The organism is Streptomyces sp. NPDC006193 (assembly GCF_040613915.1).
GTDB lineage: Bacteria > Actinomycetota > Actinomycetes > Streptomycetales > Streptomycetaceae > Streptomyces.
The window spans coordinates 174,508-187,506 of record NZ_JBEXTB010000003.1; the positions used below are offsets into that span (position 1 = coordinate 174,508).

Consider the following 12,999-nt stretch of genomic DNA (forward strand, 5'->3'; position numbering starts at 1 on the left):
TTTCACTCGAACGTTTAGGCCAGGATCCACCCCATGGAAGTACGGCTGTGACCTAGTCGACACCGAGGAATCAAAAAAAACTTCCCGGAAGGGGTTGTATCCGCAGCCGAGGTTTGCGAGTCTCTACGTGGCGATCGGGACGGCCCGCAACACCGGCCTCCACTGATCACCGGAACCCCTCATCAAACCACCAGGACCACGCCGGGTGAAGACTCGGCAGTCGGCCCTTCACTTGTTGAGGGATTCGTGAAAGCGTTCACATTCACAAGCAATACGCACGTAATACCAAGGAGAGGTAGCAGCCATGGACTGGCGTCACAACGCCGTTTGCCGCGAGGAAGACCCCGAGCTCTTCTTCCCCATCGGCAACACCGGTCCTGCGCTGCTGCAGATCGAGGAAGCCAAGGCCGTCTGCCGTCGCTGCCCGGTGATCGAGCAGTGTCTGCAGTGGGCGCTCGAGTCCGGCCAGGACTCCGGCGTCTGGGGTGGTCTCAGCGAGGACGAGCGCCGCGCGATGAAGCGCCGCGCCGCCCGCAACCGGGCCCGTCAGGCCTCCGCCTGACACACCCACCCCTGCTGACAGCCTGAGCTTGGCGGCGCGCACAGCACGTACGCATCTCCCGCCCCCGAGCCGCAGCGCGCAGTATCCCCCGATGCGCATAGCTTCGAGCTTTAGCCCCGGACCACCCAGTGGTCCGGGGCTCATTGCTGTCGTCGGCCGGTCCTACTTCTGGGCCCGCGGCACCGGGATGTCCAGGATCACCCTGGTGCCCCGCTCCGGTCCCGGGACCATGTCGAAGGAGCCGCCCAGCTCCCCCTCCACCAGGGTCCGCACGATCTGCAGGCCGAGGTTGCCCGAGGTGCGCGGGTCGAAGCCCGCGGGCAGGCCGACGCCGTCGTCCTGGACGGTCACGAGGAGGCGGGCCTCCTTCGTGGTGCCGCCGCGCACCGCGGCGACCTCGACCGTGCCGGTGTCGCCCTCGCGGAAGCCGTGCTCCAGGGCGTTCTGCAGGATCTCGGTGAGCACCATGGACAGCGGGGTGGCGACCTCGGCGTCGAGCACGCCGAACCGCCCGCTGCGCCGGCCGGTCACCTTGCCGGGCGAGATCTCGGCGACCATCGCGAGCACCCGGTCGGCGATGTCGTCGAACTCCACCCGCTCGTCGAGGTTCTGGGACAGCGTCTCGTGCACGATCGCGATGGAGCCGACCCTGCGGACCGCCTCCTCCAGCGCCTCCCGGCCGCGCTCGGAGTCGATGCGCCGGGCCTGGAGCCGCAGCAGCGCCGCGACGGTCTGGAGGTTGTTCTTCACCCGGTGGTGGATCTCCCGGATGGTCGCGTCCTTGGTGATCAACTCGCGTTCGCGCCGCCGCAGTTCCGTGACGTCGCGGAGCAGCACCAGCGAACCGATGCGGGTGCCCTTGGGCTTGAGCGGGATGGCCCGGAACTGGATGACCCCGTCGTTGGCCTCGATCTCGAACTCGCGGGGCGCCCAGCCGCTGGCCACCTTGGCGAGCGCCTCGTCCACCGGGCCCCGGGTCGGGGCGAGTTCGGCGGTGGTGCGGCCGAGGTGGTGGCCGACCAGGTCGGCGGCGAGGCCGAGGCGGTGATAGGCGGAGAGGGCGTTCGGGGAGGCGTACTGCACGATGCCGTCCGCGTCCAGGCGGATCAGGCCGTCGCCGACGCGGGGCGAGGCGTCCATGTCGACCTGCTGGTCGGGGAAGGGGAAGGAGCCGGCCGCGATCATCTGGGCGAGGTCGGAGGCGCTCTGCAGGTAGGTCAGCTCCAGCCGGCTGGGGGTGCGGACGGTGAGCAGATTGGTGTTGCGGGCGATCACCCCGAGGACGCGGCCCTCCCGCCGCACGGGGATGGACTCGACCCGCACCGGGACCTCTTCGCGCCACTCCGGGTCGCCCTCGCGCACGATCCGGCCCTCGTCCAGCGCCGCGTCCAGCATGGGCCGCCGGCCGCGCGGGACCAGGTGGCCGACCATGTCGTCCTGGTAGGAGGTCGGGCCCGTGTTGGGGCGCATCTGGGCGACCGAGACGTACCGGGTGCCGTCCTGGGTGGGGACCCACAGGACCAGGTCGGCGAAGGACAGGTCGGAGAGCAGCTGCCACTCCGAGACCAGCAGGTGCAGCCACTCGAGATCGGAGTCGCCGAGGGCGGTGTGCTGGCGTACGAGTTCGTTCATGGAGGGCACGTTGCGAGCGTACCCGCGGCCCGGCGGGTGGCTGAAAACACCCGCGGGCCGCGGCGCCTGGAAGGGACCCTCAACCCTCCCGGCACCGCAGCCCGGAGCATCATCGGCCGTGGGGTGTGCGGTCCCGGTCGGCCGAAGGTCGAGGAGCCGGGGCAGTCAGGGCAGAGAGCTCCGGTTCCTCGGTCCGTCCTCCTGTGCGGGGAAGACGGAGGCTTCTTCTGTTGATTGTGGACTAGACCACGAGAGCGTGTCCATGGGGTTGGCGGTGCGCTTCGCGGACGCCGGCACGCGATGCCACGCAGCCTAGCCCGCCGGGGTCACTCGTGGGGCCAGACGGCCAGGGCGATTTCCGCGATCGCTTCCAGGTCCTTCCGGCTCGCGCCGTCGCGGGCCTGCTGCGACATGCCCTGGATCATCGCGCCGGTGTGGCGGGCGAGGGCCGCGGCGTCGGTGCCGGCCGGCAGCAGCCCCGCCGCGACGTCCGCGCGGATCCGCGTCTCGAGGGCGGCGATGGCCGCGTTGCGCCGCTCGCGCAGCAGCACCTGCACCTCGGGGCTGGTGCAGTTGGTGGCGGCGTGCACGATCAGGCAGCCGTAGGGATGGGCCGGGTCGGTGTACTCGGCCGCGGCCTCGCGCAGCATGCGGGCGACGCCGGTGCGGGCCGTCGGCTCCTCGGCGAGGGCGCGGTCGGTGAAGGCGCCGTAGGTGTCGCCGTAGACCCGGACGACCTCGTCGAACAGGGTGCGCTTGTCGCCGAAGGCGGCGTAGAGGCTGGGGGCGCCGATGCCCATGACCCGGGTGAGGTCGGAGACCGAGGTGGCCTCGTACCCGTGGCGCCAGAAGGCCATCAGGGCCTTCTCCAGCGCGGCGGCCCGGTCGAAGGAACGCGGGCGCCCGCGGGCCCTGCCCGTGCCGTCCCGCGTCCCCGTGCCCCGGTCCGTCGCCATGAGGTCATTCTATAGCGCCCCCTAGAGAAAGCCGGCGCCCGTCTTCCGGCGCCCTCGCGGCTGGGTCGGGGAACACCCGTTCTGCTAGATTGGTCTAAACCACATAGAGACGCACAGAGCCCTCTCCAGAACGGCAGGCCCAGCGTGGAAGTTGTCATCGTTCCGGACGCCGCGACGGGCGGCGAGCTGATCGCCGAGGCCATGGCCCGGCTGCTGCGGCGCAAGCCGGACGCCCTGCTCGGGGTGGCCACCGGCTCCACCCCGCTGCCCGTCTACCGGGCGCTGGCCGCCAAGGTGCGGACCGGCGCCGTGGACGCCTCACGGGCACGGATCGCGCAGCTCGACGAGTACGTGGGGCTGCCCGCCGACCACCCCGAGTCGTACCGCTCGGTGCTGCGCCGCGAGGTGCTCCAGCCGCTCGGCATAGGCATGGACGCGTTCCTCGGGCCGGACGGCACCGCCGAGGACGTCCAGGCGGCGTGCGAGGCGTACGACCGCGCGCTCGCCGCGGCCGGCGGGGTGGACCTGCAGCTCCTCGGCATCGGCACCGACGGGCACATCGGGTTCAACGAGCCGTGCTCCTCGCTCGCCTCGCGCACCCGGATCAAGACCCTGACCGAGCAGACCCGGATCGACAACGCCCGCTTCTTCGACGGCGACGTCGAGCAGGTCCCGCACCACGTCATCACCCAGGGCATCGGCACGATCCTGGAGGCCCGGCACCTGGTGCTGCTGGCCACCGGCGAGGGCAAGGCGGACGCGGTCGCCGCGACCGTCGAGGGACCCGTCGCGGCGGTCTGCCCGGCCTCCGCGCTCCAGCTGCACCCGCACGCCACGGTGGTGGTGGACGAGGCGGCCGCGTCCAAGCTGAAGCTGGCGGACTACTTCCGGCACACCTACGCCGACAAGCCGGAGTGGCAGGGGATCTAGTCCGGGCCCGCTCCCGGCTGGCCTAGACCAACCTCGGGGGCGGCGGTATACAGGGAGATCACGGAGCGTGCGGGTGGAGTTGCGACACGGGAACCCGTGCCACGATGTGAGCCGTGGCCGACGGGGTGTCGGCCGCTTCGGCATCCGGAGCCGGGAAGGCAAAGCATGAGCACCGACGTCAGCAGTGCGGAGAACGAGGCCGGCACGACCGTACGTACCGCCCGTGTGCCCAAGTACTACCGCCTGAAGAAGCACCTGCTCGACATGACGGAGACGCAGGCGCCGGGCACCCCCGTCCCGCCCGAGCGCACGCTGGCGGCCGAGTTCGACACCTCCCGCACCACGGTCCGCCAGGCCCTGCAGGAACTGGTCGTGGAGGGCCGGCTCGAACGCATCCAGGGCAAGGGCACCTTCGTGGCGAAGCCCAAGGTCTCCCAGGCGCTCCAGCTCACCTCCTACACCGAGGACATGCGGGCCCAGGGCCTGGAGCCGACCTCCCAGCTGCTCGACGTCGGGTACGTCACCGCCGACGAGCGGCTCGCCGGACTGCTCGACATCACCGCCGGCGGCCGTGTGCTGCGCATCGAGCGGCTGCGCATGGCCAACGGCGAGCCGATGGCGATCGAGACGACCCACCTGTCGGCCAAGCGCTTCCCGGCCCTGCGGCGGTCGCTGGTGAAGTACACGTCCCTGTACACCGCGCTCGCCGAGGTCTACGGCGTGCACCTCGCCGAGGCCGAGGAGACCATCGAGACCTCCCTGGCCACCCCGCGCGAGGCCGGCCTGCTCGGCACCGACGTGGGCCTGCCGATGCTGATGCTCTCCCGGCACTCCCTGGACCGCGAGGGCAAGCCGGTGGAGTGGGTGCGCTCGGTGTACCGCGGGGACCGGTACAAGTTCGTGGCACGGCTGAAGCGGCCCGCCGAGTAGGGGTCCGGGGCGCCCGGGAGCGGGCGCCGGGCGCCTGTGCCCGGCCCGGGCCGGGCCGGGCACGTTCACCGAATCGGGATACCGATATGCGGACGAGGTCTTCCGCTGCGACGACGGTGTCACCTACATTGCCTGCGCATTACAGGTGATCAGCGAGGGGACGGAGCCGTGGCATGTCCGAAACGCCTGAAATGAGGCCACCGGTGGTGACACCGGCCAGGGTGGTCATCGCCCTGTGCCTGGTCGCGCCCTTCGTGGCGATGCTCTGGGTCGGCTCGTACGCCGACACCGACCCCGCGCTCATCGGGATTCCGTTCTTCTACTGGTACCAGATGCTCTGGGTGCTGATCTCCACCGCGCTCACCATGCTCGCGTACCGGCTGTGGCAGCGTGACCAGCGCGCCCGCGAGACCGCGGCCGCCCGCACCGAGGAGGCGGCGAAGTGAAGGACGGTGTCAACGGCGTCGCGCTCGGCGTCTTCATCTTCTTCTTCCTGGCCGTCACGGTCATCGGCTTCCTGGCCGCCCGCTGGCGCAGGGCCGAGAACGAGCACTCGCTGGACGAGTGGGGCCTGGGCGGCCGGTCGTTCGGCACCTGGATCACCTGGTTCCTGCTCGGCGGCGACCTGTACACGGCCTACACCTTCGTCGCCGTGCCGGCGGCGATCTACGCGGCGGGCGCGGCCGGCTTCTTCGCGGTGCCGTACACGATCCTGGTGTACCCGCTGATCTTCACCTTCCTGCCCCGCCTGTGGTCGGTCTCGCACCGCCACGGGTACGTGACCACCAGCGACTTCGTGCGCGGCCGGTTCGGTTCGCGGGGCCTGTCGCTGGCCGTGGCGCTGACCGGCATCCTGGCGACCATGCCGTACATCGCGCTCCAGCTGGTGGGCATCCAGGCGGTGCTGGACGTGATGGGCGTCGGCGGCGGCGAGAACACCAACTGGTTCGTGAAGGACCTGCCGCTGCTGATCGCCTTCGGTGTGCTGGCGGCCTACACCTACTCCTCCGGCCTGCGCGCCCCCGCGCTGATCGCGTTCGTCAAGGACACGCTGATCTACATCGTCATCGCGGTGGCCATCATCTACATCCCGGTCGAGCTGGGCGGGTTCGACGACGTCTTCGCCAAGGCCGGTGACGCCTTCAGCCAGGTCAACCCGGCCACCGGGAAGCCGCGCGGCGCGCTCGTGCCGGGTGAGGCGAACCAGTGGACCTACGCCACCCTGGCCCTGGGCTCGGCGCTGGCCCTGTTCATGTACCCGCACTCGATCACCGCGACCCTGTCGTCCCGCAGCCGTGAGGTGATCCGCCGCAACACCACGATCCTGCCGCTGTACTCCCTCATGCTGGGCCTGCTGGCGCTGCTGGGCTTCATGGCGATCGCGGCCGGGGTGAAGGTCACCAACGGGCAGCTGGCCATCCCGCAGCTGTTCGAGGACATGTTCCCGGACTGGTTCGCGGGCGTGGCCTTCGCGGCGATCGGCATCGGCGCACTGGTCCCGGCGGCGATCATGTCCATCGCGGCGGCCAACCTCTTCACCCGCAACATCTACAAGGACTTCATCAAGCCGGACGCCACGGCAGCGCAGGAGACCCGGGTCTCCAAGATCGTGTCGCTGCTGGTGAAGGTGGGCGCGCTGATCTTCGTCCTCACCATGGACAAGACGGTCGCCATCAACTTCCAGCTGCTGGGCGGCATCTGGATCCTGCAGACCTTCCCGGCCCTGGTCGGCGGCCTGTTCACCCGCTGGTTCCACCGCTGGGCGCTGCTGGCCGGCTGGGCGGCCGGCATGGTGTACGGCACGGTTGCCGCCTACGGCATCGCCTCGCCGACGCAGAAGCACTTCGGCGGCAACGCCGAGGAGATCCCCGGCATCGGTGAGATCGGCTACATCGGCCTCACCGCGTTCGTGCTGAACGTCCTGGTGACCGTGGTCCTGACCTTCGTCCTGAAGGCCGCGAAGGCCCCGGAGGGCGTCGACGAGACCCGCCCGGACGACTACACGGCCGACGTGGGCGACCCGGGCGTCCAGGCGGAACTGCCGCCCGCGACCGCGGGCGCCGCTCACTGAGGACCCTCCCGACGGGCCGCCGGAGCACCTTCCGGCGGCCCGTCGGCGTACCCGGGCCGGGGGCCGCGGCCGGCACGCGTCGCCCCCGCGGAACCGCGGCGACACAACATCTGGGGGTGACACGACAGTCCGGCACCAGATGTATGCTCATGCTCGCTGTCACCGCAGGGGAATCCGGTGCGAATCCGGAACTGTCCCGCAACGGTGTGCCCGCGTGCGTCCGCACGCCCGTCCAGTCCGAGGACCTGCTGACAGCGCACCCGGCCGTCCGGTCCGGGTGCCTGTGACGTCCGGGCCTCGCGGAATGGGCCGGTGGACGCGACGCGTGCGCGCGCTCGTGGCTGCCCCCTGCCCTCCGCCGGGCCCCGTGCCGAGCGAGGGAGAGCCCCACGTGACCATCGCGCCAGCCGACCCGGCCGCAGTCAGCGAGCCGGAGACCGACGGTCCCGGCGCCGCGCTGCTGCGGACCCTGACCGAGCTGACCGCCGACCTGCCGGACGCCGACCCGGGCCGGGTGGCCGCCGCCGCGCTGCGCGGCCGGTCCGCGCGGGCCGGCGAGGCGGAGCTGCGGGGGCTGGCCACGGAAGCCGCCGCCGGCCTCATCTCCGAGGACCCCGCCTACTCGAAGCTGGCCGCCCGCCTGCTGACCCTGGCCATCCGCGACGAGGCCGCCTCGCAGGGCGTGACGTCCTTCACCGAGTCCGTCGCGGCCGGCCACCGCGAGGGCCTCATCGCCGACCGCACCGCCCAGTTCGTCCGGCTGCACGCCGAACGGCTCGACGCGCTGATCGACGGCGCCGCCGACGACCGGTTCGAGTACTTCGGCCTGCGCACCCTGCACAGCCGCTACCTGCTGCGCCACCCGATCACCCGCAAGGTCGTCGAGACGCCCCAGCACTTCATGCTGCGGGTGGCGAGCGGTCTGGCCGAGGACGACACCGCCCGCTCCGTGGACGAGGTGGCGGCGCTGTACCGGCTGATGAGCCGCCTGGACTACCTGCCCTCCTCCCCCACCCTGTTCAACTCCGGCACGCGGCACCCGCAGATGTCGTCCTGCTACCTGCTCGACTCCCCGCTGGACGAGCTGGACTCCATCTACGACCGCTACCACCAGGTCGCCCGGCTGTCGAAGCACGCCGGCGGCATCGGCCTGTCGTACTCCCGCGTCCGCTCGCGCGGTTCGCTGATCCGGGGCACCAACGGCCACTCCAACGGCATCGTGCCGTTCCTGAAGACCCTGGACGCCTCGGTGGCCGCGGTCAACCAGGGCGGCCGGCGCAAGGGCGCGGCGGCGGTCTACCTGGAGACCTGGCACTCGGACATCGAGGAGTTCCTGGAGCTGCGCGACAACACCGGCGAGGACGCCCGCCGCACGCACAACCTCAACCTCGCGCACTGGATCCCGGACGAGTTCATGCGCCGGGTCGAGGCCGACGGGCAGTGGTCGCTGTTCTCCCCCGCCGACGTGCCGGAACTGGTCGACCTGTGGGGCGAGGAGTTCGACGCCGCCTACCGCAGGGCCGAGGCCGCCGGGCTGGCACGCAAGACCGTCGCGGCGCGGGAGCTGTACGGCCGGATGATGCGCACCCTCGCGCAGACCGGCAACGGCTGGATGACCTTCAAGGACGCCGCCAACCGCACCGCCAACCAGACCGCCGAGCCCGGCAGCGTCATCCACTCCTCCAACCTCTGCACGGAGATCCTCGAGGTCACCGACGACGGCGAGACGGCCGTCTGCAACCTCGGCTCGGTCAACCTCGGCGCCTTCGTCGACCGGGCGGCCGGGGACATCGACTGGGAGCGGCTGGACGAGACCGTCCGCACGGCCGTCACCTTCCTGGACCGCGTCGTGGACATCAACTACTACCCGACCGAGCAGGCCGGCCGGTCCAACGCCAAGTGGCGCCCGGTCGGGCTCGGCGCGATGGGCCTGCAGGACGTCTTCTTCCAGCTGCGCCTGCCCTTCGACTCCCCGGAGGCGAAGGCCCTGTCCACGCGCATCGCCGAGCGGATCATGCTCGCCGCCTACGAGGCCTCCGCCGACCTGGCCGAGCGCAACGGGCCCCTGCCGGCCTGGGAGCGGACCCGCACCGCCCGCGGTGTCCTGCACCCCGACCACTACGACGTCGAGCTCACCTGGCCGGAGCGGTGGGACGCGCTGCGCCGGCGCATCGCGGATACGGGGATGCGCAACTCGCTGCTCCTCGCGATCGCGCCGACGGCCACCATCGCGTCCATCGCGGGTGTCTACGAGTGCATCGAGCCGCAGGTGTCCAACCTGTTCAAACGCGAGACGCTGTCCGGTGAGTTCCTCCAGGTCAACTCCTACCTCGTGCAGGACCTGAAGGAGCTGGGCGTGTGGGACGCCCGCACCCGCGAGGCCCTGCGCGACTCCGGCGGCTCCGTGCAGGACTTCGCCTGGATCCCCGAGGACCTGCGCCGGCTGTACCGCACGGCCTGGGAGATCCCCCAGCGCGGCCTGATCGACATGGCGGCGGCCCGCACCCCGTTCCTGGACCAGGCGCAGTCGCTGAACCTGTTCATGGAGACGCCGACCATCGGCAAGCTCTCCTCGATGTACGCCTACGCCTGGAAGTCCGGGCTGAAGACGACGTACTACCTGCGCTCGCGCCCCGCGACGCGCATCGCCCGCGCCGCCCAGGCGCAGGCGCGGACGACCGTACCCGTGCAGCAGGCCGCCGACCCCGACGCGGTCGCCTGCTCCCTTGAGAACCCCGAGTCCTGCGAGGCCTGCCAGTGATGTCCCGTCGTAACGCCCATCTTCTCGACCCGGGTTTCGAGCTGACCCTGCGCCCGATGCGCTACCCGGACTTCTACGAGCGCTACCGGGACGCCATCAAGAACACCTGGACGGTGGAGGAGGTGGACCTCCACTCGGACGTCGCCGACCTCGCCCGGCTCACGCCCGAGGAGCAGCACCTCATCGGCCGGCTGGTCGCCTTCTTCGCGACGGGCGACTCGATCGTCGCCAACAACCTGGTGCTGACGCTGTACAAGCACATCAACTCCCCCGAGGCGCGCCTGTACCTGAGCCGGCAGCTGTTCGAGGAGGCCGTCCACGTCCAGTTCTATCTGACGCTGCTGGACACCTACCTGCCCGACCCGGACGACCGCGCCGCCGCCTTCGCCGCGGTGGAGAACATCCCCTCCATCCGGGAGAAGGCCGAGTTCTGCTTCAAGTGGATCGACGAGGTCGAGAAGATCGAGCGGCTGGAGACCAGGGCGGATCGCCGCCGCTTCCTGCTCAACCTCATCTGCTTCGCCGCCTGCATCGAGGGACTGTTCTTCTACGGCGCGTTCGCCTACGTCTACTGGTTCCGCAGCCGCGGTCTGCTGCACGGCCTGGCCACCGGGACCAACTGGGTCTTCCGCGACGAGACCATGCACATGTCCTTCGCCTTCGACGTCGTCGACACCGTCCGCAAGGAGGAGCCGGAGCTGTTCGACGACGCGCTGCAGCAGCAGGTCACCGACATGCTCCGGGAGGCCGTCGAGGCCGAGCTGCAGTTCGCGCGCGACCTGTGCGGGGACGGCCTGCCGGGCATGAACACCGACTCGATGCGGCAGTACCTGGAGTGCGTCGCCGACCAGCGCCTCACGCGTCTCGGCTTCGCCCCGGTGTACGGCTCGGAGAACCCGTTCTCCTTCATGGAGCTCCAGGGCGTCCAGGAGCTGACGAACTTCTTCGAGCGCCGCCCGTCGGCTTACCAGGTCGCGGTGGAGGGCACCGTCGACCTGGACGAGGACTTCTGACCGTCCTCACCGGAGTTTCACCGGGTCCCCGGCCGACACGACCCGCGCGGTCGTCGTCGTGCCGGGGAAGTACCAGCGCCAGCTGCCCGCCGCGGTGGCGGTGACCTTGGCCCGCAGCTTCCCGGCGTCGCCCGTCCGCACGGTCCTCACCGTGCGGTACCCGGCGGCGCCGTCCGCCTTGAACTGGAGCTTCACCTCCTGCCCGGTGAAGCCGTGGTACCGCAGGTCCTCCCAGTCCGCCCGGGTCAGCCTGCCGGTGACGGTCAGCCCGGCGCCCTTGGCGACCGGCTCCGGCGCGGCGTCCGCGGTGAGCCGCGAAGCCCGCTTGACCTTGTACTCGGCGATGCGGTCGGAGATCCAGTAGTCGCCGTCGTTCGCCTTGACGGTGGCGTCGACCTGCCAGACACCGGCCAGCTTGTTGCTGTCCATGTCGTCGCTGTCGCGGATCCAGGACGGGTCGACGGTCATCGTGACCGTGCACACCGACGTGGTGTGCGACTTCCTGGCGCACGAGGTGCCGGTCCGCTCGAAGAAGCCCCAGCCGTGCGCCGTGTCATAGGTGTCGGCGTCGCTCACCCCCTTGACCCCGGAGTCGTCCTTGACGGTGAGGGCGATCGGGAACGTGATCTTCTTCGACGTCCCGACGATCACGTTGCCGCCCCCGTCGACGACGGTCTTCACCACGCGGATGTCGCCGCGCCCCTCGGCGTGGGCGCCGGTCGCGGTCAGCAGCGCAAGGGCTGCCGCCCCGCCCGTCAGGGCCCAGGCCCTTCCGGCCGTTCTGCCTCGCATGATCCCTCCCCTTGTCGTGTGGGGGGAGAGTACACAGCGGGCGGACGGGGCCGGCGCGCGGTCCTCGTCAGGCGGGGCGGGCGGCGCCGTGGCGCCTCCTGGGGGACTCGGGCTCCGCCCCGGCCCCGGCCGCTCGCGTCCGCCGCGCCTGCCTGAGCTGCCGGTCGATGCGGCGGTCGCGCACGACGCCGAGCACGGACGGGAGGGCCAGGAGGACCAGGATCCCGAGGGTGGTGAGCATTCCGATCAGGCCTTCGATCTGGTTTCCGTTCATGTACACCACTGTCTCGCTGGATGCTCCTTACCGGGAGTGGCAGGACTGCCGTAGACCCTCGAATTACTGCCACCGATGAGGCACACTGGCAGCATGCTGAAGAACGTGGCCGCCGTGCTGCTGGACGGGGTGCACCCCTTCGAACTGGGCGTCGTGTGCGAGGTGTTCGGCATCGACCGCAGCGACGACGGCCTGCCCGTGTACGACTTCGCCGTGGTCTCGGCGGAGGGGCCCTCGCTCGGCACCCACTGCGGGTTCACCGTGTCCACGCCGTACGGTCTGGAGCGGCTGGAGGAGGCCGATCTGATCGCCGTGCCGGCCGGCGCTTCCTATGCGGAGCGCGCGTACCCGCCGGAGCTGCTGGCGGCGCTGCGCCGGGCCGTGGCGCGCGGCGCGCGCGTGCTCAGCGTCTGCTCCGGGGTGTTCGTGCTGGCGGCGGCGGGGCTGCTGGACGGCCGGCGGTGCACGGTGCACTGGCACCACGCCGAGCAGCTCGCCCGGCGCTACCCCCGGCTCCGGGTCGAGCCGGACGTGCTGTACGTGGACGAGGACCCGGTCATCACCTCCGCCGGCACCGCCGCGGGGATCGACGCCTGCCTGCACCTGGTGCGCAAGGAACAGGGCCCGGAGGTGGCCAACAAGATCGCCCGCAGGATGGTGGTGCCGCCGCACCGGGACGGCGGGCAGGCGCAGTTCATCGAGCGCCCGCTGCCCGAGGCGCCCTGCGACACGGTCGGCGAGGTGCTGGCGTGGATGGAGGCGCACCTCGACCAGGAGGTGACCGTCGAGCAGCTCGCCGCCCGCGCCCACATGGCGCCGCGCACCTTCGCCCGGCGCTTCCAGCAGGAGACGGGGACGACCCCCTACCGGTGGATCCTGCGCCAGCGGGTGCTGCTGGCGCAGGAGCTGCTGGAGCGGACGGACGAGACGACGGACGTCGTCGCCCGGCGCGCCGGGTTCGGCACGGCCGCCGCGCTGCGCCACCAGTTCGTCCGCGCGCTGGGCACGACGCCGCACGCCTACCGGCGCGCGTTCCGGGGCCCGCAGGCCGCCTGAGCACGCGCCGGTACCGGGCGGC

General features: G+C 71.1%; 12 protein-coding genes and 1 riboswitch. Of the genes, 8 read left to right on the plus strand and 4 right to left on the minus strand.

The genetic code is table 11. The annotated features are described in order from the left end of the window. Positions 1-304 precede the first annotated feature (304 nt). Positions 305-562 (plus strand): WhiB family transcriptional regulator, encoded by a 258-nt coding sequence (locus tag ABZ261_RS04595; RefSeq protein ID WP_003992873.1) that lies wholly within the window; start codon positions 305-307, stop codon positions 560-562. Between the two features lie 162 nt (positions 563-724). On the opposite strand, the gene ABZ261_RS04600 is transcribed toward ABZ261_RS04595, so the two are convergent. Both ABZ261_RS04600 and ABZ261_RS04605 read right to left on the minus strand, forming a co-directional pair. Next, on the minus strand, positions 725-2,194 hold the full coding sequence (locus tag ABZ261_RS04600) for a PAS domain-containing sensor histidine kinase (protein ID WP_356855559.1): 1,470 nt from the start codon (positions 2,192-2,194) through the stop codon (positions 725-727). A 326-nt stretch (positions 2,195-2,520) separates the two neighbouring features. Continuing rightward, on the minus strand, positions 2,521-3,150 hold the full coding sequence (locus ABZ261_RS04605) for a TetR/AcrR family transcriptional regulator (RefSeq protein ID WP_356855213.1): 630 nt from the start codon (positions 3,148-3,150) through the stop codon (positions 2,521-2,523). A 144-nt stretch (positions 3,151-3,294) separates the two neighbouring features. Here ABZ261_RS04605 and nagB point away from each other — a divergent pair, with 144 nt between their 5' ends. The 6 genes from nagB to ABZ261_RS04635 all read left to right on the plus strand — a co-directional run bounded on the left by nagB (position 3,295) and on the right by ABZ261_RS04635 (position 10,855). Further along, the gene (gene nagB / locus ABZ261_RS04610) at positions 3,295-4,080 is read left to right on the plus strand and encodes a glucosamine-6-phosphate deaminase (protein ID WP_356855215.1); all 786 of its coding nucleotides are present in this window, start codon (positions 3,295-3,297) and stop codon (positions 4,078-4,080) included. A 165-nt stretch (positions 4,081-4,245) separates the two neighbouring features. Beyond that, positions 4,246-5,010 carry a GntR family transcriptional regulator gene (locus tag ABZ261_RS04615; protein WP_356855217.1) on the plus strand — a complete coding sequence of 255 codons (765 nt, stop codon included), beginning with the start codon at positions 4,246-4,248 and terminating at the stop codon, positions 5,008-5,010. Between the two features lie 173 nt (positions 5,011-5,183). Further along, positions 5,184-5,456, plus strand: a complete 273-nt coding sequence (locus ABZ261_RS04620) for a DUF3311 domain-containing protein (protein ID WP_356855219.1) — start codon at positions 5,184-5,186, stop codon at positions 5,454-5,456. Beyond that, complete coding sequence (gene mctP / locus ABZ261_RS04625) at positions 5,453-7,081, plus strand: monocarboxylate uptake permease MctP (RefSeq protein ID WP_356855221.1); 1,629 nt, start codon at positions 5,453-5,455, stop codon at positions 7,079-7,081. The genes ABZ261_RS04620 and mctP overlap by 4 nt, the downstream gene beginning before the upstream one ends. 168 nt (positions 7,082-7,249) lie before the next feature. Then, a riboswitch (cobalamin riboswitch) is annotated at positions 7,250-7,327 on the plus strand. Between the two features lie 145 nt (positions 7,328-7,472). Continuing rightward, positions 7,473-9,842 (plus strand): ribonucleoside-diphosphate reductase subunit alpha, encoded by a 2,370-nt coding sequence (locus tag ABZ261_RS04630; protein WP_356855223.1) that lies wholly within the window; start codon positions 7,473-7,475, stop codon positions 9,840-9,842. Further along, positions 9,842-10,855, plus strand: a complete 1,014-nt coding sequence (locus ABZ261_RS04635; protein WP_356855225.1) for a ribonucleotide-diphosphate reductase subunit beta — start codon at positions 9,842-9,844, stop codon at positions 10,853-10,855. The genes ABZ261_RS04630 and ABZ261_RS04635 overlap by 1 nt, the downstream gene beginning before the upstream one ends. Before the next feature lie 6 nt (positions 10,856-10,861). Here the strand turns inward: ABZ261_RS04635 and ABZ261_RS04640 are convergent, their stop codons facing one another. Beyond that, a complete protein-coding gene (locus tag ABZ261_RS04640) occupies positions 10,862-11,647 on the minus strand; it encodes a hypothetical protein (RefSeq protein WP_356855227.1) in 786 nt (261 codons plus the stop codon). Between the two features lie 67 nt (positions 11,648-11,714). Continuing rightward, complete coding sequence (locus ABZ261_RS04645; protein WP_356855229.1) at positions 11,715-11,921, minus strand: hypothetical protein; 207 nt, start codon at positions 11,919-11,921, stop codon at positions 11,715-11,717. A gap of 93 nt (positions 11,922-12,014) precedes the next feature. Between ABZ261_RS04645 and ABZ261_RS04650 the strand changes: the two genes are divergently transcribed. Beyond that, positions 12,015-12,977, plus strand: coding sequence for a helix-turn-helix domain-containing protein (locus ABZ261_RS04650; protein WP_356855231.1), 963 nt, complete (start codon positions 12,015-12,017; stop codon positions 12,975-12,977). Positions 12,978-12,999: the final 22 nt, after the last annotated feature.

Coding starts and splice junctions, on each gene's coding strand:
- ABZ261_RS04595 (WP_003992873.1), top strand. CDS start 305: ATGGACTGGCGTCACAACGCCGTTTGCCGCGAGGAAGACCCCGAGCTC.
- ABZ261_RS04600 (WP_356855559.1), bottom strand. CDS start 2,194: ATGAACGAACTCGTACGCCAGCACACCGCCCTCGGCGACTCCGATCTC.
- ABZ261_RS04605 (WP_356855213.1), bottom strand. CDS start 3,150: ATGGCGACGGACCGGGGCACGGGGACGCGGGACGGCACGGGCAGGGCC.
- ABZ261_RS04615 (WP_356855217.1), top strand. CDS start 4,246: ATGAGCACCGACGTCAGCAGTGCGGAGAACGAGGCCGGCACGACCGTA.
- ABZ261_RS04620 (WP_356855219.1), top strand. CDS start 5,184: ATGTCCGAAACGCCTGAAATGAGGCCACCGGTGGTGACACCGGCCAGG.
- ABZ261_RS04635 (WP_356855225.1), top strand. CDS start 9,842: ATGTCCCGTCGTAACGCCCATCTTCTCGACCCGGGTTTCGAGCTGACC.
- ABZ261_RS04640 (WP_356855227.1), bottom strand. CDS start 11,647: ATGCGAGGCAGAACGGCCGGAAGGGCCTGGGCCCTGACGGGCGGGGCG.
- ABZ261_RS04645 (WP_356855229.1), bottom strand. CDS start 11,921: ATGAACGGAAACCAGATCGAAGGCCTGATCGGAATGCTCACCACCCTC.
- ABZ261_RS04650 (WP_356855231.1), top strand. CDS start 12,015: ATGCTGAAGAACGTGGCCGCCGTGCTGCTGGACGGGGTGCACCCCTTC.